Below are 26,836 nucleotides of genomic sequence, written 5' to 3'. Positions count from 1 at the left end.
CGGTCAACCCACCCTCGGGCGACCTACGGCGGGACGAAGCAGCGCCTTCACGTGCCAGTCGAGCGGGCGGGGCTGGATGGTATACGTCTCGCCTCCGAGGTCACCCGACCCGCTCGCGATGGTCGCGTTCCACACGTTCTTGACCTGGATCAACTGAGCGAGCCGATAGCGAGTCGGAATGTTCTCGTCGCTGATGCCGCCGAAAGGGCCGTGCCCGAACCCCGGCTCGAACGACGGGTCGGACGGCTGGGGGAGGGCGGGAGCGTATGCGATCACGGCGTCCCGAGCGACGATGACGAGTTCCCCGAGGAGGCCATCGTCGATCTGCACCGCGTCGGGCCATTCGGCCCGCACGGTGTCCGGGGTGTGCCAGGTCGCCATGCTCCCGCCCTCCGATCAGGCCGCGACCGTGACGGAGCGGATGGCTGCCGCGTTGTTGACGAGCACCGCGTAGTAGGCGAACACCGCGGGGTCGAAGGCGCCGTGGTGGGGGTCGATGCCCTCGACACGGATCGGAGCCTCCCCGCCCAGCTCGTAGAAGGTCAGAGCCTCCTTCGCGCCGACCATGACCTTGCCGGTGCCGACGTTGCCGGGGAGAATCTTGAACCCTGCGGCGGAACCCTCCTCCAGACCGAACCCGGCGTTGAGGTACGCGAGGACGTCGTCCTTCGGCGACAGGATGATGTCACGCCACAGCTCGGGCGAGACGACAGCGAACGACGGGGCGTTCTCCGTGCCGATGACACCGAGCGCGCCGTCCACAATGGCGGCGAGTCCCTTCGCGATGCCCGAGGGCACGGTGCCGGGAGCGGTGGTCGTTGCGGCGGAGATGATCGCGGCCAGCGCCTTTTCGTCGGTCTTGCGGGCGACGTCCTCCGTCATGTGGTCGAAGTAGGACGCGATGACGCCCTGGTCGTTGAAGTCCAGGTAGCGGCGGTCGATCTTGTGACCACCCGCGAGGCGGGACGCGTCCACGCTGATCTGCTTGGTGTCGAGCGCGTTCGACGGAATCTCGGCGGTGTTCCCCGCGTAGTCACCCACGACCGGCTCCTTGCCGTCGTCCCACTGCCAGCCGATCACCTTGTAGCTAGTGAGCGCGGCGTGGCCGATGAGAGGCACGAAACGGCGCTCGTAGCGGCGACGCTTCCACAGCTCGCCGACGTAGTTCGGCACCTGGACGTCGGCACCGATGGTCACGGTCGACGGGCCGGAGTGCTGCACCGTGGCGATGGCAAACGCCGCGTCACCGCCAGCGAACGCCTTGACGGCCTCGGTGTTGCCGCTCTTGACTCCCGCCACTGCGGCGAACAGCCCCAGAGCGGTCGTCTCGTCCTTCTTGGGGGCACCCGGAGCCGTGAGGGTCGCGGGCACAACTGCGTCAGCCACAGTCGTCTCCTTCTGGTCTTCCTCGGCCTCCGTGGCCTCGGTGGTGTCCGGGGCGACGGTCGCCGCCTCGGGGGTCTGAGTGGCGGCAAGCGCGTCGGTGACGGCGTCAGTGATGACCTCGCGCAGCTCATCTGCGGGCGCATCGGTGATCGGGTCGAGTGCAGCGAACAGGGCCGCGGACTGGAATGCGCCCTGGGGAACCACCGCCGCGCCCCTGAGAGCGCCCGAAATCGCGTCAACGCCCCGGCGCACCAGCCCGCGGACTTCGGCGCTCAGGCGAGGGCGGGGCGTCGCGTTGGCACTGGCGAGGAGGGCATCGCCCTCGGGGGTACGGGCGACGGAGAACTCCGCGACGATGCCGGCGTCCGTCTCCTCTAGGGCGGTGGCACGCCCGCGAACCTCAAGGGAGTCGTGGCCCTCGTTGAGCGTCACGATGGACGGGTCAGCCGGGAGCGCGACAGTGCCCTTGCCGAACATGATCGGCTCGGTGCCTGACACGGACGGACTCGAGAGTTCGCCGTAGGGGAGGAGTAGTCCGCGGATCGTGCGCGCGGCGATGTCGACAGAGAACGTGGCGTCAGTCATTGAGAGGCTCCCGGAGGGCGGGGGCCGCAACCGAGGCCCGTGCGGATCGGTCGAAGCGAATGACCTCGCCAGCGGGGGCGACGTCGTCCAAAGACAGCCGCGCCTCGATGGGGTCGAGGTACAGCGGCGTTGTATACATGTCGAACTCGGAGCGCTTACCCTCAGTCGTCGAGTAAGTGAGAGTCGCCGTCGCCATCGACCCGTCGAGGAGGGAGCCGGGGATGCCGAACAGGCGCGCGATGTCGAGGACGGAGGCGTTTCGACCCTCGACGAACAGCTCGTGCTTCACGTCGCCGTGGACGCGGAGCTCAACGTTGTGGGGCGTGTAGCCCACAGCGCCGGTGGGGGACATGCGCGCCGCCGCCCAGTCGGAGGTGAGACGTGCGATCTCGTCGTCCTCGTCGTCGACCGTGCCGTCCGTGAGCGGGTCGTCGGTGGTCTGGTGAAGTTCGACGAGCGGAATGGGGTTCTGGACGCGACCGACCCAGGCACGCTCCATCGCTCGGTAGCCCTTGATGGTCTGCGCGCCGGTCTGCAGGACGCCGCCCGAGCCGTTACCGGGGATGAGGATGACTTCCTCGGCACTGGCCGGACGGTCTTGAACGGTGATCTTGCCGGTGAGGTCGTCGACCGCCCACTGCTCGAACGGGACGCGAAGCGCGTCGATGATCTGCCCAGAGCCGTCGCGCTGCACTGCGAGAAGGGACCAGTCGTAGAACAGGAGGTCATCGACGATGGCGAGCATGCGGTGGTACGGCGATACGCCGGATGCGCTGTTCGTGAGCCAGTCCGGGGTGACGTCCTCGCCCTCGCGGTACTGCTTCAGGGAAGTTCCCGCGATGGTCGCGGTCAGGAGGTCACGCGCACGCTTGAACGCCGGAATCTGGAGCGCGCCGAAGCGGGTCACCTCGGCGATCTCACCCGCGAAGAATTCCGAGTAGACGACCATCGGAAGGGTCGACGTCTGATTCGGCGTGACGATCGGTGCCCAGGCGGATGCATGGACGCGGTCGGTCACCCGCACGGGGCGGAGGAGGTCGAACAGGCGGGCCATGCGCAGAGCGTCGAACCCGCTTATTGCATCCCAAAGCGCTACGGTCGGCGGCGGTTCCACCCCGGCGCAAACGGCGCTCCCCACTGCGGGTTATCGATGCCTGGATCGCGTGGTCCAGCTCGCCTCACCTTGTCGTTGTGGGCGCGGTTGTACTCGCGCTGGCGAGCCTTGCGCTCCTCATCCCACGCGCCGCGGCGTCGGTCGTTCTTCTCGACCTGCAGGTGCTCGTAGGAGTGCTCTCGTACGAACGTCTGAGCGGGGGCCAGGAACGGCCACGGACCCCAGGTGCGGTCGCACTTGGTACACACGGCGAGGTACGTGTCCGAGCTTCGGTCTACCCAGACGGTGCGTCGCGACATCCGCGGGTCACCCGCCTGTGGAACGGGGTCGGCCAAGCCCGAGACGCGTGTTGAGGACGACGAGAGGGACCGTGAACACAAGGCTGCACGCGCACCGGAAGCGCACAGTGCGCTTGCCGGTGCTCGCGACCTTGACGGTGAAGGTGACGCACACTGGGCACGCGATCAACCGAGCCAACGCCTCGTTGATCCGGCGACGCGGGTAGGCCATCTCTCGGGGCGGAAGTCGCTTCGTCACTTGCACCTCCGCTTGATGAGGTGGAGCGCCGCCGTGGCCTGGGTGGAGCCGGGGTGCACACGCAGTTCGTGGTCCCGGCCCGCCCTCCACGCGGCTTCACGGTCGGAGCGGAACGCGAACCACGTCGGGCAGTCTCCGCAGAGGATGAGGCACCCGTTCGACGTGCAGTCGAGAGACAGACGGTAGGTCATGCCGCCACCCGTCCCCGTGCGCGGACCCTGGGCTTGTACCCGTCGTAGTGCTGCTGAGCGAGCGCCCACGCCTCGACAGGCGTGATGTTGTGTTCCGGGTTCTTCGGCGCGCGCCCGAACAACCATCCGCGGTCACCCGACTTGCGCTTCACCGTGCGGTGGACCGCCTCGTTCAACACGGTCTGATCGCGGTAGTGGATCACGTTCTCGCGGTCGACCTCGTCGACGATGAGGGAGGCGGCGCGCTTCACGTCGGCGTACGTGTATGGCTCGAACTTGGGACGCGGGGTGAGCCGGTTCAGTTTCTCGACGATCAGCTGTGCGACCTGCGATCCGGCGTCGTAGACGACGGGGACGCGGTACGTGCGAGCCAATCGCGCGAGTACCGGCACCGCCTTGTCGATACCCGCGACATCGTCGAGGAGGAGTGCCACTGCCCGCCCGTCGTCATCACGCCATGCGGCCACGACGGACACGCACGTCTGGTCCGGGTGCGGCGCGAACGCGAGCGAGAACCGGTCAGGCGGCTCGGGGAACGCGCCATCGACACCCGTACGCGCCCACTTCATGGGGTCGAACAGGGTAGTGGTGCCGCCCTCGTCGCCGAACAGACCGCCGTACTCGGCCATGAACACGAGGCGAGGCAGAGTCTCGAAGTTGCCCCGGACGCGCTCCAGCGTCGTCAGCGTGCCGATGCCGGGGTGCGCGGCGAGGATGAGAGGTTCGACCTGCTCCCACGTCTCCACGTCCTCGTCCTGAACCGTGTCAGGCATCGCGTACTCGACGATCCCGGCACGTCCCTTGCGACCCAACTCCAGCCAGTCCCAGAGGAGGTTCCCCGCTCGGTACTTCCCAGCCGTGCCCGCGACCACGATCTGTGCATCTGGACGCGTGTCCAGCGTCGGCATCGCCGCGGCCAGCGTGTCCTCCACCTTCTGCGGGTCTGGCTCGCCCGCTTCGTCGAGGATGATGAGGTCGAACGCTTCACCGCGGAGATCATCCATCGTCGACAGCCATGCGACGATGCCGCCAGACTCACGGAACTCGACCCGTTCCTGACCCGCGGCGCGGACGATCTTGACCTGCTCGCGATCCGTCGACCTGTCCAACGCGGGCACCACGTCCTTCTGGAACCGGCTACGTCCCGCCTTACCCGTCGTGAGCGTGAGCACCGCCACGCGGTAGTCCTCGCGAGCCTCAGCGCGGCCCAGCGCAATCGCGATCAGCGTCGTGGACTTCGACGAGCGGCGAGGCAACAGCACGGCGTTGCGAGAGTCCCCAGCGGCGAGCGCATCGACGACCAACAACTGCTGAGGCTGGGGCACGCGGCCCCGCATCGCGCCGTCGCCGTAGAACCGCAACATCTCAGCGCCACGCAGGAACTCGCGGCGGTCATCCTCCGTCGTCACCAACTCGGACACATGCAGAGGCGGCAACGCGCGTGCGCGCAGGCTCAGCCAGTCGTCACGGTCGGACAAAACCGCCACTGATAGAGCCTTAGCGGGGGTTCTGGCGTCCTCTCTCAAAGGAGTCGTGGTCGGGTCGCACTTCACCATGTGGGTAGCCCTCTGCTCGCACGGCTGGTGCCGTTGGTGTTGTTGGTGCGTTGTGCTCCGAGTCGTCCGCCTGCGCGTCGGTTCTCGCCGCGGTGTTGTGGTCCGAGGTTGTCGAGGTTGTGTGTGCCGCCTCGTGCTGCGTCGATGCGGTGGCCGACGTCCCAGGTCTGGGTGGGTGCGATGTCGCGTCCGCATCCGATGCACCAGACGGGTCGTCCGGCTGCGTGGTCTGCGCGGGTGCGCTGTCGGATGATGGCGGCGTTGCGTCGGTAGGTGGGGTCGTTGTGGTGTCCGGTCATCGGATCACCTGGGCTGTGGTGTTGTCCGTCGCGTGAGCGGCGGGGAGGCGCAGGTAGGTGACGTTGTCCGGCTGACGGTTGTCGCGGCGTGTGTCCTCGGGGGTTGCCACCCCCGAACCCCCCAGCACAGGGGGAGTGGTGACCTTCTTAGACCGGTTGTTGCTTGCGGTCTTGGGTAGGTTCTGGTCTTGAACGCGCGCGCGAGGGCGGTCACGGTAAGAGGGGCGGGCCGATATGGCAGGTCCACCGGCCATATCCGGGGTCGATATGGCAGGTCCACCGGCCATATCTGCACCCTCAGCCTTCTGCGATATGGCAGGTCCACCGGCCATATCCGAGAGCCATCGCGACATCACTCGGTACTCGGTGGTGCGCCCGCGAGCGCCATCGAACTCGATCACTCCCGCGTCCCGGAGGCGGGCCAACGCCTCACGCAACGTGGAGCGTGACACCCCGGCGTACGTCGCCAGCTCGCCCTGCCTCTCGCGCACGGTGCCGTCCGCGGCGGCGAGCACGAGGAGGACGAGGAGGAGGCGCATCCCAGCCTCACCAACCCTCGGCATGTCCGCGAGGTCATAGCGGAGGATCGCGTTTCGCGGGAGCCTCATCGCGAACCCTTCGGGGTGGCGTGCGTCTCGATGCCGCACCACGGGGAGCCGTCGGACGCGTGCACCCACTGGTGGCCCTTCATCGTGATCGGCTGCTCGCAGTGGCGGCAGAGGATGGCAAGCTTGCGCGTCTCGGTGCGTGCCTCAGCGTTGCGCGCCTGGATGGTCGCCTGAGACACCCGGAAGTCGCTCATCGTGGACTTTCGGGCGACGGTGAACGTGGCCCAACCGTTCGTGGCCGAGCGGAGGGCTTCGAGGTCGGTACGGCGGTACAGCCACCATGTGCGCGTGGCCTGGTCGTAGCGACGCTCACTCGACGGCACACGAGTCTTGATCGCCTGCACCATGCGCGGCGCGTACTCGAACGTGAGGCCGTATCCCTCGGACGGGTGGCGTGTGACGGTCACAGCGAGCTTGCTCACGAGAACACCCCCGTGAGTCCGCTGACGATGGCGAACAGCGAGAGAGCGAGGACAGTGAACGTCACGGCCTCGCGCACCCACGTCACCGGGCACCGCCACGGAGGAGAGCGGTCAGACGTTCCGTCTGGTCAGCGGTGAGCGGGGGAGCGTCCGCGAGGTTCTTCTGAATCGCGGCTTGGATGTTCGCTGCGGCGAGTTGGGCGCGAGCACTGGCGACGGCCGCAGGGTCGTCGCGGCGCTTGGACGCGATCCCGGCAAGGCTCGCACTCGCGCTTCTCGGCGTCGGAATGTCGGTGGACATGGAAACGGCCCTCTTGGAGAAGTTCCACCGCTCTGTCTGAGAGGTGGTCCTGGTCCAAGGGGACCGTGTGCGTATACGTCGACTCTAACGCAGGTGATCCGTTGAGCGCAAGCGAGAAATAACCTTTGAACTGGGCTTTATGGATTGACGGTGTATCACTTCCACTCGATGACTACACTCTCCGGGCGGAATGTGCGCGTGCCCCGGCCCGGAGGCATAACACGCACCCGCATGAGGGTGTCGATCACCTGGCGGCGACGTGAGTCGGAGAGAGCGAGGTACGCCGACCCGCTCCCGAGGTCGCCCAGCACGCGTGCGCGACCAGAATCCGCCAACCGCGCTTCGAGATCGGTGATCTGAACGTTGAGGCGTTCCGTTGCTGCTCGCACCTGCTCCGCCGTGAGGTTGCCGTCAGCGAACTCGACTCCCAACGCCTCCCTTCGGACCCTGAGAGCATCCAACCGTGCTCGGTCCTCGGGAGACGCCTCGGCAGACTGCGCGAGACTCGTCGCGTCTGGCATATCGAGGCGCGCTGCCACTAGAGCGTCCACATACTCCTCCACGGGTTCCGCCATGCGCGCGACGTGCCCGAGGGACGCGCTGCATCTGTACCCACGCACCCCGCGCCGCGCGTTGCCACCCGCGTGGAGCGGTGAGTCGCAGACGCCGCACAGCCCGACACCAGTGAGGAGGCTCTGCGCGCGGGTTCGTCGTCCTCGGCTCCCGTTGATGAGTGACTGAGTGGCCTCCCATGTGTCGACGTCCACGAGGGCGGGCCAGGCCGCGTCGGCGACGATCTCTCCGCGGTGTCGCACCTTCCCCACATACCGGGGGTTCGACAGCACAGCGCGCACCGCCGTGCGCTCCCACACGCCGCCCTGCCCGGTTGTGAACCCTGCCGCCGTCCACGCGCGTGCCACGGCCGAGAGAGTGTCGCCGCCGACGTACGCGCGGAACCCCTCGCGGATCGCGTTGGCCTCGTCCTCGCGAACAGTCATGCCGTTATCCTCGAACCCGAACGGGCGTCGACCGCCGACCCAGCGGCCAGCACGCGCACGAGCGTCATTCGCTCGACGCTGACGCTCCGACTTCCGCCGCACCTCGAACCTGGCGATACCGGCGAGCATCGTGGCGCGGAACTCTCCGTCAGCCGTCGAGAGATCGATCTCGCCGTCCACCGTGACGACCAACTTGCCCGAGTCGATCAGCACGGACAGGTCGCGCACGTCGCGGAGGAGCCGGTCGAGGTCGACGGCCACCACCACATCGGCGTCGGACGCAAGCATGCGGCCCCAGCCCGTGTCAGGACCGCGTTGCTTGCTCGCGCTGACGTCGTTGTCGGTAAACACTTCGGACAGAGTCCACCCGCGGGCGGTGATGAGGCTCCGGGTTCGCTCGCGCTGACGGTCGATGCCCTCGGCGTTGTCGAGGGACTGGCGCAGGTAGATGGCGGCTCGCATGGTTACACCGTACCTCTGCCTGTAACGCGTCCAGCGACTCGCGTGGACGATGGCGGATCTCGCCGGACTCGATCGGCCAGGGCTCGAGCAGGTCGGACGAGCCCTCTACCTGAAGCGGGGGTACGCCGCATGATCGACGACCTCCTCAGGGACGAATCGATCCGCGAGGACCTCGCCCTTCTCAGAGGACCGTCCGCGAATGCGGGAGAGAGTTCGGAAGAGGTGTTGGCGCGAGTCGCCTGGTCGGTCGTCACCGAGCCCGGCGACGGGGTCGCTGGCGCGCTCGTGGCGGAGATGGGCGCGTCTGCTGCCTGGCAGACGCTGGTGCAAGGACTCATGGGCGGGCTCCTCACCCCTCGCCAAGGGGGTCGGGCATTCCGCGAGGGTGTCGCGCGCTGGCGTCCCCGAATCTCAGCCACCGGTGTCGGATCCGCGCTGCGAGACGCCGCGCGTCTCGGAGCACGACTGCTGCTCCCCGGGGATGACGCCTGGCCAGAGCCACTCGGCGATCTGGGCGCCCACACACCCTTCGTCCTGTGGGTCAGGGGAGAGGTCTCCGCTCTGCGCACGACCGAACGAGTGGGGATCGTCGGAGCGCGAGCGGCCACCTCCTACGGTGAGCAGGTGGCGAGCGAGATCGCGGGCGACCTCGCGGCGACAGGGGTCGCCGTCATCTCCGGCGGGGCATACGGCATCGACGGCGCCGCTCATCGTGCCGCCCTCGGCGTCGGCGGCACGACCGTCGCCGTCCTCGCCGGCGGGGTCGATCGGGCCTACCCGCAGGGACACCGTGATCTCCTGCAGCGGATCGCCGAGGCGGGGGCGGTCGTGAGCGAGGTGCCCTGCGGGACGGCGCCGACGAAGTGGCGCTTCCTCTCACGCAATCGGCTGATAGCGGCGCTCGGCGACGCGACGGTGGTCGTCGAGGCCGGCTGGCGCAGTGGGTCGCTGAACACGGCAGGGCATGCCGCTACCCTCGGACGTCCGCTGGGCGCCGTACCGGGGCCGGTGACGTCTCCCGCGTCGGCCGGATGCCATCGACTGCTGCGAGAGTACGACGCTCGCTGCGTGACCACTGCGGAGGAGGTGCGCGAGTTGTGGCGTCCGTCGACGAATGCCACGTCGCTGGTGCCCCGTGATTCGCCGGAGCACACCAGGCTCCTCGACGCGATGAGTGCGCGAACGGCGTGGGACGCCGATGAAGTCGCCCGCCGCAGCGGTATCTCACCGGCGTCGGTGCGAGCGCTCCTGGGCGTTCTCGAGCTGGAGGGCTCGGTGCAGCGAACCGAGCACGGGTGGAAGCGAAGGACCTCGGGCGAGCGGCAGGGGTGATACGGACTCCGGGGGCTCATCCCGGTCGCGGCGAGGCTGACGCGGGAACGGGAAGATCCGCGGCAAGCTCTCCATATGGAGCTCAGCGCGGCGGCGTCGGCATTCGTCGATCACCTCGATCGGGTGCGTCGACTCTCTCCCGCCACTGTTCGGGCGTATCGCTCCGACCTCCGCGATCTGTCGGCGGCAGTCGGCCAGGCGTCCGTCGATCAGGTGACGTTGGAAGACCTGCGTGACTGGCTGTGGGCAGCGACCCAGAGGGGCGATGCCCGCTCGACGCTCGCCAGGCGGACCGCAGCCGTCAGGTCCTTCTTCGCCTGGGCGCAGGAGCAGGAGCTCATCGCTCACGACCCGAGCCTCCGCTTGGTAGCGCCCAAGCGCGGACGCACACTGCCGACCGTCGCGTCGAAGGACTCCATGACGGCGCTCCTCGATACGCAGCGCGCAGTCGCGTCGAGTGGCGACCCGGTCGCGCTCCGTGATCATGCGACGCTCGAACTCCTTTACGGCGCCGGTATCCGGGTCTCTGAGCTGTGCGGCCTCGACGTCGACGACGTGGACCTCGACCGCGGCACCGCGCGCGTACTCGGCAAGGGCGAGAAGGAGCGGGTCGTTCCCTTCGGTGCACCCGCTCGCGACGCCATCGGCGCCTATCTCACTCGAGGGCGTCCGACGCTCGCGGCACGAGCGTCGGCGACGTCGCCGGCGCTGTTCCTGGGCGCGCGCGGCGGTCGGATCGGGCCACGCGCGATCTACACACTGGTCGCCGAGGTGCTCGCTCCTCTCGTCGGAGCGGAGACCGTCGGACCGCACGCTCTGCGCCACACGGCGGCCACTCACCTGCTCGACGGTGGAGCCGACCTCCGTGCCGTGCAAGAGATCCTCGGCCACGCCAGTCTCGGCACGACGCAGATCTACACGCACGTGTCGTCGGAGCGGCTCACCGCGACCTACCGCCTGGCTCATCCGCGCGCCTGATCCGGCCGACCGGATCATCCGTCGTCGCAGCAGGGGAGCAGCACCGCTCGCGGCACGTCGCCGAACAGCAGCATCGGATTCACGTAGTCGCCTCGAAGTCGGACGCCCACATGCAGTGTGCCGGTGACAGCATGACCGCCGACCGCCACCGTTCCGATGACATCGCCGACCGAGACCGCCGTCCCGGGGGCGAGGTCCGATGCCAGCGGCTCGTACGACGACACGAGCGCACCGGCGTGCTCGATCGTCAGCACGGGGCGGTCCACCACGACCCCGCGGAAGGCGACGAGGCCGTCGGCGGGAGCGCGCACCTCAGAACCGACGTCCGCACGGAGATCGATGCCCCGATGTCCCGCACCGTATCGATGGGCGGGCGCGCGGTAGGGCTCGACGACCTCGTGCGGCGCCTCGACGGGCCACTGCCACCGTGGGTACTCGCCGCGATCGGGCGGCGTCGCCCCGTCGCCGACGGCTCGACCCGGCTGGAAGAGCAGGAGCAGCGCCATCACGAGCAGTACCGCGAGTGCCAGTCGGTGTCTCATGACGACAGCTTGAAGGCCGCCGCAGAGGTTTCGGCGCCGCGTCCCGCGCGCTCCACGGATGCGGGGAGAACCGCCCATCTACCGCCGGTGGTGGAGGAGGAGTCAGGCCGGGCGATCCTGTATGCTGGAGGAGCACCTCGATATCGGGGTGACTACGCGTGCCCACAGCGACTCCGGTCGCGGCATCCATTCCCACAGGTCCCGTTCTCGAACGGGCGGGAGTGCGCCGGGCACCAGGGAATCCGATCGTCCGATCGGTTCGACAAACCTCAACGGCGTGTGCTCGCGCCAGAACAAGGAGACGACCATGGCTGTGGTCACCATCCGCCAGCTGCTCGACAGCGGCGTGCACTTCGGACACCAGACCCGTCGGTGGAACCCGAAGGTGAAGCGCTTCATCCTCACCGAGCGCAGCGGCATCCACATCATCGACCTGCAGCAGTCGCTGGGCTACATCGACAAGGCCTACGACTTCGTCAAGGAGACGGTCGCGCACGGCGGCACCATCCTCTTCGTCGGCACCAAGAAGCAGGCGCAGGAGATCCTCGCGGAGCAGGCGACCCGTGTCGGCCAGCCCTTCGTGAACCAGCGCTGGCTCGGCGGCCTCCTCACCAACTTCTCCACGATCGCGAAGCGTCTCGCCCGCATGAAGGAGCTCGAGGAGCTCGACTACGAGAACCCCGCCGCGTCGGGCTTCACCAAGAAGGAGCTGCTGCTCAAGAAGCGCGAGCTCGACAAGCTGCACAAGTCGCTCGGCGGTATCCGCAACCTCACCAAGACGCCGTCCGCCCTCTGGGTCGTCGACGCCAAGCGTGAGCACCTCGCGATCGACGAGGCCAAGAAGCTCGGCATCCCGGTCATCGGCATCCTCGACACGAACGCCGACCCCGACGACTTCCAGTACCCGATCCCCGGCAACGACGACGCGATCCGCTCCGTGTCCCTGCTGACGCGCATCATCGCCGACGCCGCGGCCGAGGGTCTGCAGCAGAAGCACAACCCCGAGTCGGGCGACGCCGAGCCGCTGGCCGAGTGGGAGAAGGAGCTCCTCGCGACTCCCGCCGAGGAGGTCACCGAGGCTGAGACCGCCGAGACGCCCGCCGACGCCGCAGGCGCCGAGGCTCACGACGAGGCGATCGCCGACGCTTCCGGCGAGGAGACCGCCGAGGTCGCCGCCGCCGAGGCAGCAGACGCCAAGTAATTCCGCGACCACCACACACATCACGAAGCAAGGAGCCACCACACATGGCCAACTTCACCATCGCCGACCTCAAGGCGCTGCGTGAGCAGCTCGGCACGGGAATGGTCGACACCAAGAAGGCGCTCGAGGAGGCCGACGGCGACGTCGAGAAGGCCACCGAGATCCTGCGCCTGAAGGGTGCGAAGGGCAACGCCAAGCGCGCCGACCGTTCCACCAGCGAGGGCCTCGTCGTCGCTCGCGAGCAGGACGGCGCAGTGACGCTGATCGAGCTCGCCTGCGAGACCGACTTCGTCGCGAAGAACGAGCGCTTCATCGCGCTGGCCGACAAGGTCGCCGACGCCGTCGCCGCCGTCAAGGCGGACTCCGTCGAGGCCGCGCTCGCGGCTCCGGCCGGGGACAAGAACGTCGAGACGGTCATCTCGGAAGAGGCCGCCATCATCGGCGAGAAGGTCGAGCTGCGTCAGGTCCGCACCGTGACCGGCGACAAGGTCGAGGTCTACCTGCACCGCACCAGCAAGGACCTGCCGCCGCAGATCGGCGTCGTCGTCGCGTATTCGGGTGACGACGCCGAGACCGCGCGCAGCATCGCGCAGCACATCTCGTTCGCCAACCCGTCCTACCTGTCCCGCGAGGACGTGCCGGCGGAAGCTGTCGAGAAGGAGCGCGAGATCGTCACCGAGATCTCCCGCAACGAGGGCAAGCCGGAAGCGGCTCTGCCCAAGATCGTCGAGGGCCGCGTCTCCGCGTTCATCAAGCAGGTCGCACTGCTCGAGCAGGACTACGCCAAGGACAACAAGCTCTCCGTCGCCCAGGTGGCGAAGGACGCCGGTATCACCGTGACGGACTTCGCGCGCTTCAAGGTCGGCGCGTAGCACGGTCGAAGGGGTTCGGATCCACGTGGTCCGAACCCCTTCTTCATGCCCACGAGGCACTATCTTGAATCGGGACGAGAGGACAACACCCATGACCGAACGCACCGGACGCCGCCGCGTCCTGCTCAAGCTCTCCGGCGAGGCGTTCGGCGCCGGACAGCTCGGCGTCAACCCCGACGTCGTGAGTCAGATCGCGCGCGACATCGCCGCGGCGGTCGACCGCGTCGAGATCGCCATCGTCGTGGGCGGCGGGAACTTCTTCCGCGGAGCCGAGCTGAGTCAGCGCGGCATGGACCGTGGTCGCGCGGACTACATGGGAATGCTCGGCACCGTGATGAACGCGCTCGCGCTTCAGGACTTCCTCGAGCAGGCCGGCGCACCGACTCGCGTGCAGTCCGCCATCTCGATGACCCAGGTCGCCGAGCCGTACATCCCGCGCCGCGCGGAGCGCCACATGGAGAAGGGCCGCGTCGTCATCTTCGGTGCCGGCGCCGGACTCCCGTACTTCTCCACCGACACCGTCGCCGCGCAGCGCGCGCTCGAGATCGGCGCGAAAGAGGTGCTCGTCGCCAAGAACGGCGTCGACGCGATCTACACCGCGGATCCCAACAAGCACGCGGATGCCGAGCGCATCGACCGCGTCACCTACCGCGACGCCCTGCAACGCGGACTCAAGGTCGTCGACTCCACCGCCTTCAGCCTCTGCATGGACAACAACATGGACATGCGCGTGTTCGGCATGGAGCCCGCCGGCAACGTGACCAAGGCGCTGCTCGGCGAGCCGATCGGCACACTGGTCACCGCGTGACGTGACGGGCGTTCCGCGCCCGGCCCGATAGAATTCTTCAACACCCCGACGATAGGAGCCACCGTGATCGCGGACGTCCTCGCTGAAACCACCACTCGCATGGCGCGGGCGGTCGAAGCCGCCAAGGAGGACTTCTCCACGGTGCGCACCGGGCGGGCGAACCCGCAGTTGTTCCAGAAGGTCCTGGTGGACTACTACGGCACGCCGACCCCGCTCGCGCAGCTCGCCTCCCTGGCCAACCAGGAGGCTCGAACCCTCATCATCACGCCGTACGACAAGTCGGCGCTCAAGGCGATCGAGCAGGCGATCCGCGACATGCCGAACCTGGGTGCGAACCCGACGAACGACGGCAACCTCGTGCGGGTCACCATGCCCGAGCTCACGGCCGAGCGCCGCAAGGAGTACGTCAAGCTCGTGAAGTCGAAGGCGGAGGACGCGAAGGTCCACGTCCGCGGCATCCGCCGCAAGTCGAAGGACGAGCTGGACGCACTCAAGAGCGATCTCGGCGAGGACGAGATCGCCCGCGGCGAGAAGGAGCTCGACGTCATCACGCGCCAGCACGTCGACCTCATCGACGACGCTCTCAAGCGCAAAGAGGCCGAACTCCTCGAGGTGTAGGCGGGATGTCCGACGATCGCACCGGTGAAGGACCCGATTCGCCGCAGACGCGCCGCGACGTGCGCGGCTCGGCGTCTGCTGCAGACGGAGCCCCTCTGGGTGACGCCGCATTTCCCGGGTTCGACGCCGACAGCATCCCGCCCCGCCCACCGATGCCGGTAGAACCCGCGGGAGCGGAGCCGCAGATCGTGCCTTCGCCGACGCTCGCGACCACCGACCACAACGCGATCCGCGAGCAGTGGCGCGCCGCACGCGACGAGTTCGGCAACCACGTCTCTCACGCACGCGACCAGATCGACCTGGCCAACGAGCGCATCAAGGAGCGGACGGGGCGCGATCTGATCCTGGCGATCCTCATCGGCCTGGCCTTCGGCGCCGCACTGCTCGCCTCGCTGCTGTTCATCAAGGTTCTCTTCGTTCCGTTCGCGCTGGCGGCCGCGCTGCTGGGGGTCTACGAACTCTCGCTCGCGCTGCGCGGTTCCGGTCGCCGGGTCGACCTCGTCCCGCAGTTCATCGCTGCGGGATGCCTCGTGCTCTCCGCGTACTTCCTCGACGTCTGGCTCGTCTGGGTGACGCTGTTCCTCGCGGTCGCTTTCGTCGTGGTGTGGCGACTCATGGCGCAGATGGTCGCCAAGGACGGACGCACCTACGGGGACGTGCTGGCGGACGCCGTCATCGGCGGGTTCGTGCAGATCTACGTGCCGTTCCTCGCCGCCGTCGCGCTGATCCTCCTCGGTCAGGAGGGTGGCGAGTGGTGGGTGCTGAGCTTCATCGTGATCGCCGTCGTGGCGGACACCGGTGCGTATGCGGCCGGTCTGGCGTTCGGACGGCATCCGATGGCGCCGCGCATCAGCCCGAAGAAGACGTGGGAGGGCTTCGGCGGGGCCGTCGTCGGTTCGATCGCCGCCGGTGTGCTGCTCGCGATCTACCTGCTCCACCTCCCGTGGTGGATCGGAGTGATCTTCGGAGCCGCGATCCTCCTGTCCGCAACCCTGGGCGACCTCGGCGAGTCCATGCTGAAGCGCGACCTCGGTATCAAGGACATGAGTTCCTGGCTGCCCGGGCACGGGGGTCTGCTCGACCGGCTCGACAGCATCCTTCCGTCGACGATCCCCGCTCTCTGCCTCTACTTCCTCTTCTCCTCCTGGACGGTGCTGTGATGGCTACAGAAGAACGAACCGACCCGACGGCGATCGCCGATCCTCGTCCGGCCTTCTCGTTGACGACCGGACGTACGCGCGGGTATCACCGCGCCGCCGTCGACACCTTCCTCGCCGCCGCGCGCACGGCGTTCGAGGGCGGCGGAGACCTCACCGCAGCCGATGTCCGGGTGGCGTCCTTCCCGCTGGTGAAGAACGGGTACGTGATCGCGGAGGTCGATGCGGCACTGGGGAGGGTGGAGGATGCTCTCGCCGGCCGCGCCCGCGAGCAGTCGGTGCGCGAGAAGGGCGCCGGGGCCTGGGTCGAGGAGGCCAGGGCGGAGGCGCAGGTCATTCTGGACCACCTGGCCCGTCCCAAGCGTCAACGGTTCGCGCGCACCGGAGTCCTGACGTTCGGCTATCGCGTCGACGAGGTCGACCACGTGGCCGCCCGCATCGTCCGCTACCTTCGCGACGGCGAACCGCTGACCGCGGAGCAACTGCGAGGCGCGGCGTTCCGGATGCAGCGGGGCGGCTACCGCGAAGAACAGGTCGACGCCCTCCTCGACGCGACCATCGACGTGATTCTGGCCGTTCGCTGAACGTTTCCGTGCTCCATCCCTATCGGGTTGGGTAGACTGCCCCCTATCGTGAACTCCCGAAACGACATGCTCACCCATCGCAACGATCGCTCGCCGGTGCCCGCATCGCGAGTCCTCTCGCCGCGCGTCGGCACGCGACGCCGGGGGATCGTAGGGTTCTTCAGCGCTCTTGCGGTCGTCGGGTTCGCCGCGGCCATGGTCGCCCCGACCGGAGTGGCGCTCGCCGAACAGCCCGTGGAGGCCGGCCCCGAGTCTGCGTACGCGGCGGCACTGGCTGACACGCAGAACATCACGGTGGCGGTCGAGGGCGCGGAGATCGCGCCCGTGCAGCGCGGCACGTTCTCGGTGTACGTGACCCCGAAGCCCACGCCGACCCCGACCGTGGCCGCCAGCACCACTGAGAAGTCGAGCTCAGGCGGCGGGGGACCGCTGTTCTACACGGGTGGTGGCGCACCGGCCGAGTGGATGGCGGCTGCCGGGATCGCGGAGTCCGACTGGGGATACGTCGACTACATCGTGTCGCGCGAGAGCGGCTGGAACCCGAACGCGACGAACAAGTCTTCCGGCGCATGCGGCCTCGTCCAGGCCCTTCCGTGCAGCAAGGTGCCCGGTAACGGCTATGACCCCGTCGACAACCTCCGCTGGGCCACGGGATACGCGACGGGTCGCTACGGCAGCTGGGCCGGCGCTCACGCGTTCTGGACCAAGAACCACTGGTGGTGAGCTCGGGCCATGCCCCGTTCGCGCAAACGGCGTCCGGCGCGCCCTGACGCCGAGGACTCCCTCGAGCGCCTGCTCTCCTCTTGGAAGCGCACCGAGACGCGTCGCGGTGCCGACTGGACGGTTCAGCCCGTCTCATCGGTCCAGGCGCAGAAGGAGTACAGCTGTCCCGGCTGTGGGCGCGTCATCGCTCCGGGGACGGCGCACGTCGTCGTGTGGCGCGCCGACGGCGTGCTCGGGGACGCGGCGGATCTGGCTGCGCGCAGACACTGGCATTCGCACTGTTGGAGGATCGGGTGAGCATGGAAATCCGTGGACCGTTGGAACTGCCCGCCCGTCGAGAGGACATCGAACTCCGCACGGCGGATGACCTCACCCTGGTGGGCGAGCTGTCGCTCCCGGAGACCGCTGAACCGCTCGCCACTCTCGTGACGCTGCATCCGCTGCCGACGGCCGGTGGCTTCATGGACTCGCACATCCTGCGGAAGGCCGCAGCGCGACTTCCGGCCCTCGCCGGCCTCGCCGTGCTGCGATTCAACACGCGAGGGACGAGTTCGCCCCGCGGCACCAGCGACGGCGCCTTCGACGGCGGGGCATCGGAGAGGCTCGATGTCGCGGCGGCGATGGAGTTCGTGCGCGAGCGAGCGCTTCCGCGCCCGTGGCTGCTCGGCTGGTCGTTCGGCACCGAACTCGCGCTGAAGTACGGACGCGAGCACGATGTCGAGGGAGTGATCCTGCTGTCACCGCCGCTGCACCGCGCCACCGACGACGAGGTGGCCGCCTGGGCGGGCGACGGACGCAAGGTCGTCGTCCTCGTGCCGGAGCTCGACGACTACCTGCGCCCGGACGAGGCGCGCGAGCGCTTCTCCGCGATCCCGCACGCCGAGCTCATCGCGGTCGAGGGCGGCAAGCACCTCTGGGTGGGGGAGAGCCAGACCCGTTGTGTGCTCACCGAGATCGTCGCGGCTGTCAACCCGGCGGCCCTGCCGCTGCCGACGGAATGGCCACCGGCCTAGAGCTCGTTCATCCGCGGGATCAGCACCTGACGGTAGATGATCAGGATGCTGGCGGCCACGGGGATCGCGATGAGCGCCCCGAGGAGTCCGAGCAGGCTGCCGCCGGCCAGCGCCGCGACGACGACGACCGCGCCGGGGACCGACACCGCTCGGCTCATGATGCGGGGGGAGACCACGTAGGCCTCGATCTGCATGTAGATCAGGTAGTAGATCGCGGCGGCGATCGCGGTCGCGGGGGAGCCGAGGCCGGGGATCAGGCAGACGAGGACGATGAGGGTGGACCCGGTGAGCGTACCGACGAGCGGGATCAGCGAGAAGAAGAACGCGACGACGGCGAGCACGGCGGGGAAAGGCGCCTGGATGATCGACAGGAAGATCATGCTGAGCACGCCGTTGATCACGCCGAGCGAGACCTGGCCCATGACGTAGTAGCCCACCGAGTCAGTGATCTGCTCGGAGAGGTCGATGAAGCGATCGCGCTTCGACGCCGGCGCGAGCTGGTACACGGCTCGCTTGAGCGACGGCGTCGATGCCGTCAGGTAGATCGTCAGGATCAGCACGATGAACGCGCCGAACAGACCGGTCACGACGGATAGGCTCGCGTTGATGACGCGGTTGGTGATGTCGCCCAGGTTCGCGATGACCCACGCCTGCGCCTCCTGCAGCACGCGCTCGACGTCGAGGTTCGGGAACGCTCCGGTGATCCACTCCTCGATGTCGCTCAGAAGGCTGGGGCGACTGACGATCACGGTGATCTGGCTCACGAGCTGTGAGATCTGATCGACGAGCACGGGAATGACGATGAGGATGATCCCGGCGAAGATGCCGAGCACGGCGACGATGGTGACGAGCACGGCGGACCAGCGGGGGAGCCGCCGCCGCTCGAGGAACGACACGAGGGGGTCGAGCCCCAGGCTCAGGAACAGCGCGGTGCCGACGTAGAGGAGCACCGTGGAGAGGCTCTGCACACTGGTGATGAGCAGGATCCCCAGTCCCACTCCGAGCGTCGCCACGAGGGCGGAGCGGAAGGGATTGTGGATCTTCATCTGTACTCCTCGGGGATCCGGTTGCTCAAGGTTATCCATCGCGCCGACGGAGCCGCGGCGCGACGTGCCGCTTCCGCCGTCGCCTCGCCCTCGTGGGCAACACACAGGTGATTTCGCTAGTCTGAAATGTCGAGTGTTGCGACTCGGGCGTGCGTCCGGGGCGCGTGAGGAGACTATTCGTGCGTTTCGTATGGGCCGTCGTGGCCTTCGTCCTGGCCGCGGGACTGATCGGCGCGGGCATCGCCCAGCGCACCGTGTTCATGGGCCCGTCGAGTCAGAAGGTCAGCGTCGACGTGGATCAGCCGGCTCCGTTCGTGCTTCTGGACGGCGAAGTCCTTCGCGAGAACCCGGGCGCGCAGACGCTGCTCGTCCGCGGTGACGGCGACATCTTCGCGGCATACGGCCGGACCGCCGACATGGAGGCGTGGCTCGCGGACGCCGACTACAACCACGTCACGGTGGGAGACGAGGGCGGCCTCGACGTCGAACACGTCGCGGCAGGGGGGCCTGAGGACGACTCCGATGGTGCAACGCCCACCCCGGCGCCGACGGAGACCCCCGCCGCTGACGGAGCAGCCGCCGACGACACGACCGCAGATGGCGAGGCCGCCGAAGGAGCTGGCCGCAGTCCCGTCGGATCGGATCTGTGGCTCGACTCATTCACCGACACCGACTCGCTGATCGCCGATATGCAGATTCCCGACGGCGTGAGCGTCCTCATCGCCTACGACGGCACGCGGGAAGCGCCCGACGACATCGCGGTCTCGTGGCCGCTCGACAACTCCACGCCGCTCGCCGGTCCGCTCCTGACCGCCGGGGCGATCGTCCTCGCGGTCGGACTCGTGCTCTACATTCTCGCCATCCGACACCAGCGGCGCGGCCGCGGTCCCCGCCGCAAGGGCCTCGGGCCGCTGCCTGCGACCGAGCCGATCGATTTGGCGCAGCTGCCCCCGGCCGACCGCGCCGCCATCGAGTCCTCGGCCTCGGATGCCGACACGCCGTCCACCGAAGCGAAGAGCGGAGCCACCGACGAATCCGCCGCCTCGGGCGGCGACCCGACCGACGAGAAGCGCTCGGAGAACCGCGCGCAGCTGCCCTGGCGTCGACGCCGGATGCTGGCGCTACCGGTGGTCGCGCTCACCGCCGTCCTCGCCACGGGATGCTCGCCGGACTCGTGGCCGCAGTTCGATCAGGCCTCGCCGACGCCGTCGCCGAGCGAGACAGTCATCGCTCCCGAGAACCAGAAGCCGCCGGCGGTCACCGAGGCACAGGCGAAGCGCATCCTCCAGGAGGCCTCCGCCACGCTCGCCGAGGCAGACACTGCTATGGACATCGATCTCGCGGGAACTCGCCTCGACGGACCGGCACTAGCGGCCCGCACCACCGAGTACGCCCTGCGGACTGCAGTCCCCGAGACACCCGTCCCTGCGGTGATCCCCACCGACGATGTGGAGGTCGTTCTTCCCGAGGCGACCGATCGCTGGCCGCGCACGGTGCTCATGCTCTCGAAGAGCCAGGGCGACGACACCGTTCCCCCAGTGATCCTGACCATGACCCAGCAGGATCCGTGGTCGAACTACAAGGTCACCAACATGGCGGAGATGTCGGCGGACGCCGTGTTCCCCGACGTCGCGGCGTCGTGGCTGGGAACATCGCTCGTGCCTGCGGACTCGGCCTTCCTCGGTCTGCCCCCCGGCGAACTCGCGGCAGCCTTCTCGGATGTCGTGGATGCCGCCGAGCAGAGCCCGTCGTACGGCCTCTTCGATGACAACGCTCTGAACCTCGCGAAGTCCATCAGGGACAGTCGCCAGGCGGTGGTGCAGAACCTTGCCGACAACGGAGCTGCGGAGACGTCGCAGACCTCCTTCGACATCGTTCCGGCCGACTCCGCACCGGTATCGATGACGACCCTGGGAAGCGGCGCGATCGTCAGCGTCTCGTTGATCGACACCGAGAGCGTGACTCCGACGTCGGCCGACGCCGTTATCCGCTTCGGCGACAACGTGCAGGCGAAGGCGCTCACGGGAGTGACCGAGTCCGCCAAGGGCGTGACCACGAAGTATGAGTTCCAGTTGTTCTTCTCCGTCCCCGCGCAGGGATCGACGGAGCAGATCAAGCTTCTCGCCGTCCGTCAGGACCTACTCTCCGTCGAGGTGATCAAGTGACCGATATCTCTCCTGCCGCGATGCGCGGCGCCGTCGACCTGTCGAGCCTGCGCAACCGCCCGGCCGCGCCTCCTTCGGGAACCGCTCCAGCCGGCGCCGGCGTGCTGCCCGACGTGGTCGTCGACGCGACCGACGAGTCGTTCGGGCAGATCCTCGAGATCTCGCGCACGGTCCCCGTCGTCGTCGACCTGTGGGCCGAGTGGTGCGGGCCATGCAAGCAGCTGAGCCCGATCATCGAGAAGGTCACCAGGGAACTCGGTGGACGGGTCCTGCTCGCGAAGGTCGACGTCGACGCGAACCCGCAGCTCGCGCAGGGGTTCCGCGCGCAGTCGATCCCCATGGTGGTCGCGCTGATCGCAGGACAGCCGGTGCCGATGTTCACCGGCGCCGTGCCGGAGCAGCAGGTACGCGAGGTGTTCGCGCAGCTGCTCCAGGTCGCCGCTCAGAACGGTGTGACCGGCACGCTTCCGATCGGCGGTTCGGAGGCCGAAGGGGCGGAGGCCGATGCTGAGCCGCCCCTTCCGCCTCTGCATGCCGAGGCGTTCGCGGCGATCGAAGTGGGCGACTACGCCGCGGCGATCACCGCGTACGAGAAGGCACTCGCCGAGAACCCGCGTGACGAGGATGCGATCGCGGGCCTCGGCCAGGTGCGTCTGCTCGACCGCGTCCAGAAGCTCGACCTCCAGGAGGCCAGGGCCGCTGCCGCCGCCGCACCCCTCGACGTACAGGCGCAGTTCGATGTCGCCGACCTCGATCTGGCCGGTGGGCACGTCGAGGACGCATTCGCGAGGCTGCTCGAGCTCTTCGCACAGCTGCCGTCGGATCAGCGCACGCCGGTCCGGGAGCGTCTTGTGGAGCTGTTCGGGCTCGTCGGCGCCGCGGACCCGCGGGTCGTCTCGGCTCGCAACCGCCTGTCGTCTCTGCTGTTCTGACGCCGTCGTCACCACGTACGCGAAGAGGGCGGCGAGACCGTGGTCTCGCCGCCCTCTTCGACTGTCCGGCAGCTTCAGCCGTTGTTCACGGTCGGGACGTGCGGGTCGTTCTGAAAGCGCAGCCAGATCGTCGAGAGCGCGGGCAGTGTCAGTGACGCGACCGGCGGCTCGCCGTCGACGCTCTCCGCGACGACCATGCCGAGATTGCCCGATCCGCGACCGCCGAACACGGCGGCATCCGAGTTCAGGATCTCCTGCCAGACGCCTGCGCGGGGGAACTCGAGTCGGTAGCCCGTGCGCTCCACGCCGGCGAAGTTGCTGATGACGACGACTCGGCCGCCGTGTGCGTCGCGCCGCTCGAAGGCGATGACCGTGGGGTCCCAGGTGGGGGCCCCGAGGCGTGAGAACGACGACGCCTCGTTGTCGCGTTCCCAGAGGGGCGCCTGTGCTCGGTAGGCGTGGTTGAGTTCGCTGACGAACTGCTGCAGCTGCGCATGGGAGGGTTGGTCGAGCAGCCACCAGTCGAGTTCCCGCGACTCCGACCACTCCGCGAGCTGGCCGAACTCCTGCCCCATGAACAGCAGCTTCTTGCCAGGATGCCCCCACATGTAGGCGAGATAGGCGCGTGCGTTCGCGAGCTTGTGCCAGTGACCTCCCGGCATCTTCGACAACAGGCTGCCCTTGCCGTGCACGACCTCGTCGTGGCTGATGGGTAGAAGATAGTTCTCCCCGAACGCGTAAACGAACGAGAACGTCATCTCGCCCTCATGATGCGCGCGGTACATCGGGTCGCGCTCGATGTATTGGAGCGAGTCGTTCATCCACCCCATGTTCCATTTGAAGCCGAACCCCAGGCCGGCGTGGTCCGTGGGCGCGGTGACGCCGGGGAAGCTGGTCGACTCCTCGGCGATCATGAGGATGCCGGGGTGCAGGCGATACGCGGTCGCGTTGACCTCCTGCAGGAACCGGATGGCCTCGAGGTTCTCGCGTCCGCCGTGGATGTTCGGCTCCCATTCGCCGGCGTTCCGCGAGTAGTCGAGATAGAGCATCGATGCGACAGCGTCCACCCGCAAGCCGTCCACGTGGAACTCCTGCAGCCAGAACAGCGCATTCGCGACGAGGAACCCGCGCACCTCGGGGCGTCCGTAGTCGAAGATCAGCGTGCCCCAGTCCTGGTGCTCGCCGCGACGAGGGTCGGGGTGCTCGTAGAGCGGCTGCCCGTCGAACCGAGCGAGTGCGAACGCGTCCTTCGGGAAGTGGCCGGGGACCCAGTCCATGATCACGCCGATGCCGGCCTGGTGGAGCCGGTCGATGAGATACCGCAGATCGTCGGGTGAGCCGAACCGGCTCGTCGCGGCGTAGTAGCCGCTGACCTGGTAGCCCCACGAGCCGCCGAACGGGTGCTCGGCCAAGGGCATGAACTCGACGTGCGTGAAGCCCGCCTCGGTCACGTGCTCGATCAGCGGATCGGCGATCTCGCGGTAGCCGAGTCCCGACCGCCACGATCCGAGGTGCACCTCGTACACCGCCAGCGGCTGCGCCACGGCATGCGTGGCCGCTCTGCGCGTCATCCATGCTCCATCCGACCAGTCGTACGAGGAGGCGGTGACGATCGACGCCGTCTCGGGCGGTGTCTGGGCGGCCTGCGCCATGGGGTCGGCCTTGAAGATCCAGGAGCCGTCGCGCGTGCGGATCTCGTACTTGTACGTCGAGCCGACGGAGACGTCGGGGATGAAGAGCTCCCAGAGGCCGCTCACGCCCATGGAGCGCATCGCGTGGCCCTCGCCGTTCCACCCGTTGAAGTCGCCGACGACGCGCACGGCCGTGGCATTGGGCGCCCACACCGCGAATGACACTCCTGGCTCGCCGTCGACGTCTCTCGCGTGTGATCCGAGCACTTCCCAGAGGCGTTCGTGACGTCCTTCGGCGATGAGATGCACATCGAGGTCTCCGAGCGTTGGCAGGTGCCGGTACGGATCGCCGACGACCGTCTCCTCGTCCTCGCCGTACGAGGTGGCGATGCGATATGCGACGGGGGAGCCGTCGTGCTGCGCCTCCCAGATCCCGTGCGCGACGTGGTGCAGATCCAGGCGGGTGCCGTCACGGAACACGGCGGCGACGGTCGACGCGAGCGGGCGTCGCACGCGGATCACGGTGCCGGTGCCGTCGCCCCCGTCGGCAAAGGGGTGCGCGCCGAGGACGGAATGCGGATCGTGGTGTGTGCCGGCGGCGACGGAGCCCCACTCCGTCGATGCGGTCGCGTCTTCGACGTCGCTCATGCTCGTCCCCTCACCTTCAGGATGTGCACCGGTTCGGCGAAGGCGTCGAGGCGCACGTAGTTGTGATCCGTCCAGGTCCAGACGGCGCCCGTCAGCAGGTCCTCGACGTCGAACGGCTCGCCGGGCGTGACACCCCAGACCGTGGTGTCGAGGTGCACGGTCGTTTCGCGCACCGAATGCGGGTCGACGTTGGCGACGACGATGATCGTGTCGGACGCCCCCGTGCCGGTGAAGGCGGCGTCGAGATGCTTGCTGTAGACGAGGATGGCGTCGTCGTCACTCCAGTGCACCGAGAGGTTCCGAAGCTGACGCAGCGCCGGATGCTCACGACGGATGCCGTTGAGACGGCGAAGCAGCGGGGCGAGAGAGTCGCCCGACTGCTCCGCGGCATCCCAGTCCCGCAGCTTGAACTCGTACTTCTCGTTGTCGATGTTCTCCTCGGAGCCGGGGCGAGCGACGTTCTCGAACAGTTCGTAGCCGGCGTACACCCCGTAGACCGGAGCCGCGGTGGCGCCGATGCACGCGCGGATGCGGTACGCGGCCCTGCCGCCGAATTGGAGATACTCGGTGAGGATGTCGTGCGTGTTCACGAAGAGGTTCGGCCGCATGTAGTCGCTGGTGTCGTGCGAGATGCTGCCGAGGAACTCCTCGAGCTCGGCCTTGGTGTTGCGCCAGGTGAAGTAGCTGTAGCTCTGCTGGAACCCGACCGCGGCGAGTGCGCGCATCACTGCGGGCCTCGTGAACGCCTCGGCGAGGAAGATGACGTCGGGGTCGGCGGCGTTGACCGTGGCGATCAGCCATTCCCAGAACTGCAGCGGCTTGGTGTGCGGGTTGTCGACACGGAAGATCTTCACTCCCTGACGCACCCAGTGCTGCACGATGCGGAGCATCTCGGCGTAGATGCCCGCGGGGTCATTGTCGAAGTTCAGCGGATAGATGTCCTGATACTTCTTCGGAGGGTTCTCGGCGAACGCGATCGTGCCGTCGGGGAGCGTCGTGAACCACTCAGGGTGCTCGGCGACCCAGGGGTGGTCGGGGGAGGCCTGCAGCGCGAGGTCCAGTGCTACCTCCAGACCCTCCTTTTTGGCTGCGCGCACGAAGGCGCGGAAGTCCGCCAGGGTTCCGAGCTCGGGATGGATCGCGTCGTGCCCGCCCTCGGCCGCGCCGATGGCGTACGGCGACCCGGGGTCCCCGGCCTCCGCGGTGAGCGTGTTGTTGCGGCCCTTGCGATTCGTGATGCCGATCGGGTGGATGGGGACGAGGTAGATGATGTCGAAGCCCATGTCCGCGACGGCGGGCAGGCGCTTCGCGGCGGTGCGGAAGGTGCCGCTCTTGATGGATCCGTCCTTCAGGCGCTTCGCTCCCTCGGATCGCGGGAAGAACTCGTACCAGGCGCCGACGCCGGCGGCGGTGCGCTCGACGAGCAGGGGACGGGTGTCGGATGCGGAGCGGAGTGTCGTCAGCGGTCTATCGGAGAAGACGCGCGCGAGGTCAGCATCGGTCGACAGCTCCAGCGTGCGGTCGGCGTCGCCGGCGCGCAGCTCTGCAGCGAGGGCGGCGAGGAGTCGTCGCTGGGCTGCGGGTCGGTCCTTCTCAGCTGCAGCCCGAGTGAGGAGGTCGGCACCCAGGGCGGCCATCACCGGCACATCGACACCCGCTGCGACCTTCACCTCGGCCGCATGGGCCCACGTCGCGAAGTCATCCGAGAACGCCTCGAAACGGAACGACCAGGTCCCCTGCACGTCGAGCGCGATCTCGGCTGCCCACCGGTCGGTGCCGTCCACCAGGGGCTGAAGCCGGTGCAGGCTCTCCTCGCCGACGGGCGAGGTCAGGCGCAGCTGGACGCCGATCAGGTCGTGACCCTCGCGGAACGCGACGACTCCGAACGGCACCACCTCGCCGGCGAACGCCTTGGGCGTGAACCCTCCGGGCACGGCCGGTGTCGCCGCCGTCAGCGGTATGCGGCCGGCGCGCAGGTCGGTCGGATCCTGCACCGCGCCGAGTGGGCGCAGGGGGATCTCAGCGGGACTCCGGAAAGCCTTCGGGCGGGTACTCGTGCGTGCGGCCACTCCCCGACAGTACCGCGACGGCCAGGCAGCGGGTAGCGCGCCGAGCGACCGGCGCGCC

Annotated in this window: 27 protein-coding genes and 1 pseudogene; 13 read left to right on the top strand and 15 right to left on the bottom strand. The window is 68.3% G+C overall.

All coding sequences use genetic code 11. The annotated features are described in order from the left end of the window. Window positions 1-3: 3 nt before the first annotated feature. The 11 genes and pseudogenes from M3195_RS04720 to M3195_RS04675 form a co-directional block, all read right to left on the bottom strand. On the bottom strand, window positions 4-381 hold the full coding sequence (locus tag M3195_RS04720) for a hypothetical protein (protein WP_251585406.1): 378 nt from the start codon (window positions 379-381) through the stop codon (window positions 4-6). A 15-nt stretch (window positions 382-396) separates the two neighbouring features. Further along, window positions 397-1,971 carry a phage major capsid protein gene (locus M3195_RS04715; RefSeq protein WP_251585405.1) on the bottom strand — a complete coding sequence of 525 codons (1,575 nt, stop codon included), beginning with the start codon at window positions 1,969-1,971 and terminating at the stop codon, window positions 397-399. After that, on the bottom strand, window positions 1,964-3,025 hold the full coding sequence (locus tag M3195_RS04710; RefSeq protein ID WP_251585404.1) for a phage portal protein: 1,062 nt from the start codon (window positions 3,023-3,025) through the stop codon (window positions 1,964-1,966). Before M3195_RS04710 ends, M3195_RS04715 begins: the two co-directional genes overlap by 8 nt. A gap of 38 nt (window positions 3,026-3,063) precedes the next feature. After that, window positions 3,064-3,333: a hypothetical protein gene (locus tag M3195_RS04705; protein WP_251585403.1), complete on the bottom strand. Its 270-nt coding sequence runs from the start codon at window positions 3,331-3,333 to the stop codon at window positions 3,064-3,066. A 285-nt stretch (window positions 3,334-3,618) separates the two neighbouring features. Next, window positions 3,619-3,813: a hypothetical protein gene (locus M3195_RS04700; RefSeq protein ID WP_251585402.1), complete on the bottom strand. Its 195-nt coding sequence runs from the start codon at window positions 3,811-3,813 to the stop codon at window positions 3,619-3,621. Continuing rightward, window positions 3,810-5,300, bottom strand: coding sequence for a hypothetical protein (locus M3195_RS04695; protein ID WP_251585401.1), 1,491 nt, complete (start codon window positions 5,298-5,300; stop codon window positions 3,810-3,812). Before M3195_RS04695 ends, M3195_RS04700 begins: the two co-directional genes overlap by 4 nt. A gap of 62 nt (window positions 5,301-5,362) precedes the next feature. Next, window positions 5,363-5,668 carry a hypothetical protein gene (locus M3195_RS04690; protein WP_251585400.1) on the bottom strand — a complete coding sequence of 102 codons (306 nt, stop codon included), beginning with the start codon at window positions 5,666-5,668 and terminating at the stop codon, window positions 5,363-5,365. Between the two features lie 395 nt (window positions 5,669-6,063). Then, window positions 6,064-6,207 (bottom strand): annotated as a pseudogene (locus tag M3195_RS17175) (helix-turn-helix domain-containing protein); the annotation flags it as partial. Between the two features lie 65 nt (window positions 6,208-6,272). Then, entirely contained in the window at window positions 6,273-6,698 is a 426-nt protein-coding gene (locus M3195_RS04685) for a hypothetical protein (protein ID WP_251585399.1), read from the bottom strand. Window positions 6,699-6,780: 82 nt separating this feature from the next. Further along, window positions 6,781-6,999 (bottom strand): hypothetical protein, encoded by a 219-nt coding sequence (locus M3195_RS04680; RefSeq protein WP_251585398.1) that lies wholly within the window; start codon window positions 6,997-6,999, stop codon window positions 6,781-6,783. A gap of 155 nt (window positions 7,000-7,154) precedes the next feature. Beyond that, window positions 7,155-8,459, bottom strand: coding sequence for a recombinase family protein (locus tag M3195_RS04675; RefSeq protein WP_251585397.1), 1,305 nt, complete (start codon window positions 8,457-8,459; stop codon window positions 7,155-7,157). A gap of 129 nt (window positions 8,460-8,588) precedes the next feature. Between M3195_RS04675 and dprA the strand changes: the two genes are divergently transcribed. Then, window positions 8,589-9,791, top strand: coding sequence for a DNA-processing protein DprA (dprA, locus tag M3195_RS04670; protein ID WP_251585396.1), 1,203 nt, complete (start codon window positions 8,589-8,591; stop codon window positions 9,789-9,791). Between the two features lie 75 nt (window positions 9,792-9,866). Beyond that, window positions 9,867-10,769 carry a tyrosine recombinase gene (locus M3195_RS04665; RefSeq protein ID WP_251585395.1) on the top strand — a complete coding sequence of 301 codons (903 nt, stop codon included), beginning with the start codon at window positions 9,867-9,869 and terminating at the stop codon, window positions 10,767-10,769. A 14-nt stretch (window positions 10,770-10,783) separates the two neighbouring features. On the opposite strand, the gene M3195_RS04660 is transcribed toward M3195_RS04665, so the two are convergent. Next, the gene (locus M3195_RS04660; RefSeq protein WP_251585394.1) at window positions 10,784-11,311 is read right to left on the bottom strand and encodes a murein hydrolase activator EnvC family protein; all 528 of its coding nucleotides are present in this window, start codon (window positions 11,309-11,311) and stop codon (window positions 10,784-10,786) included. A gap of 307 nt (window positions 11,312-11,618) precedes the next feature. Between M3195_RS04660 and rpsB the strand changes: the two genes are divergently transcribed. The 9 genes from rpsB (at window position 11,619) to M3195_RS04615 (ending at window position 18,287) form a co-directional block, all read left to right on the top strand. Continuing rightward, a complete protein-coding gene (rpsB, locus tag M3195_RS04655; protein ID WP_251585393.1) occupies window positions 11,619-12,512 on the top strand; it encodes a 30S ribosomal protein S2 in 894 nt (297 codons plus the stop codon). 44 nt (window positions 12,513-12,556) lie between these two features. Continuing rightward, window positions 12,557-13,384, top strand: a complete 828-nt coding sequence (gene tsf / locus M3195_RS04650; protein WP_096715985.1) for a translation elongation factor Ts — start codon at window positions 12,557-12,559, stop codon at window positions 13,382-13,384. 91 nt (window positions 13,385-13,475) lie between these two features. Further along, a complete protein-coding gene (gene pyrH, locus M3195_RS04645) occupies window positions 13,476-14,192 on the top strand; it encodes a UMP kinase (RefSeq protein WP_096715986.1) in 717 nt (238 codons plus the stop codon). Between the two features lie 63 nt (window positions 14,193-14,255). Next, window positions 14,256-14,810, top strand: a complete 555-nt coding sequence (gene frr / locus M3195_RS04640; RefSeq protein WP_096715987.1) for a ribosome recycling factor — start codon at window positions 14,256-14,258, stop codon at window positions 14,808-14,810. A gap of 5 nt (window positions 14,811-14,815) precedes the next feature. Beyond that, the gene (locus tag M3195_RS04635) at window positions 14,816-15,970 is read left to right on the top strand and encodes a phosphatidate cytidylyltransferase (protein ID WP_251585392.1); all 1,155 of its coding nucleotides are present in this window, start codon (window positions 14,816-14,818) and stop codon (window positions 15,968-15,970) included. Next, complete coding sequence (locus M3195_RS04630; protein WP_251585391.1) at window positions 15,970-16,551, top strand: DivIVA domain-containing protein; 582 nt, start codon at window positions 15,970-15,972, stop codon at window positions 16,549-16,551. The genes M3195_RS04635 and M3195_RS04630 overlap by 1 nt, the downstream gene beginning before the upstream one ends. Before the next feature lie 48 nt (window positions 16,552-16,599). Next, window positions 16,600-17,274: a transglycosylase SLT domain-containing protein gene (locus M3195_RS04625; protein ID WP_251585390.1), complete on the top strand. Its 675-nt coding sequence runs from the start codon at window positions 16,600-16,602 to the stop codon at window positions 17,272-17,274. A 9-nt stretch (window positions 17,275-17,283) separates the two neighbouring features. After that, entirely contained in the window at window positions 17,284-17,571 is a 288-nt protein-coding gene (locus tag M3195_RS04620; protein WP_251585389.1) for a hypothetical protein, read from the top strand. A gap of 2 nt (window positions 17,572-17,573) precedes the next feature. Further along, window positions 17,574-18,287, top strand: a complete 714-nt coding sequence (locus tag M3195_RS04615) for an alpha/beta hydrolase (RefSeq protein ID WP_251585388.1) — start codon at window positions 17,574-17,576, stop codon at window positions 18,285-18,287. Here M3195_RS04615 and M3195_RS04610 read toward each other — a convergent pair. Then, entirely contained in the window at window positions 18,284-19,333 is a 1,050-nt protein-coding gene (locus tag M3195_RS04610) for an AI-2E family transporter (protein WP_251585387.1), read from the bottom strand. The genes M3195_RS04615 and M3195_RS04610 overlap by 4 nt on opposite strands. Window positions 19,334-19,512: 179 nt before the next feature. Between M3195_RS04610 and M3195_RS04605 the strand changes: the two genes are divergently transcribed. Both M3195_RS04605 and M3195_RS04600 read left to right on the top strand, forming a co-directional pair. After that, a complete protein-coding gene (locus M3195_RS04605) occupies window positions 19,513-21,498 on the top strand; it encodes a glycosyl transferase (RefSeq protein ID WP_251585386.1) in 1,986 nt (661 codons plus the stop codon). 20 nt (window positions 21,499-21,518) lie between these two features. After that, window positions 21,519-22,430, top strand: a complete 912-nt coding sequence (locus M3195_RS04600) for a tetratricopeptide repeat protein (protein ID WP_285885594.1) — start codon at window positions 21,519-21,521, stop codon at window positions 22,428-22,430. A gap of 74 nt (window positions 22,431-22,504) precedes the next feature. Here the strand turns inward: M3195_RS04600 and glgB are convergent, their stop codons facing one another. Next, window positions 22,505-24,709, bottom strand: coding sequence for a 1,4-alpha-glucan branching protein GlgB (gene glgB / locus M3195_RS04595; RefSeq protein WP_251585384.1), 2,205 nt, complete (start codon window positions 24,707-24,709; stop codon window positions 22,505-22,507). After that, entirely contained in the window at window positions 24,706-26,778 is a 2,073-nt protein-coding gene (locus tag M3195_RS04590; RefSeq protein ID WP_251585383.1) for an alpha-1,4-glucan--maltose-1-phosphate maltosyltransferase, read from the bottom strand. Before M3195_RS04590 ends, glgB begins: the two co-directional genes overlap by 4 nt. Window positions 26,779-26,836: the final 58 nt, after the last annotated feature.

Source organism: Microbacterium hydrocarbonoxydans (assembly GCF_023715885.1).
Classification (GTDB): domain Bacteria; phylum Actinomycetota; class Actinomycetes; order Actinomycetales; family Microbacteriaceae; genus Microbacterium; species Microbacterium hydrocarbonoxydans_C.
The sequence above is the reverse complement of the archived record's forward strand: the minus strand, read 5'-3'. Positions and strand labels throughout refer to the sequence as shown.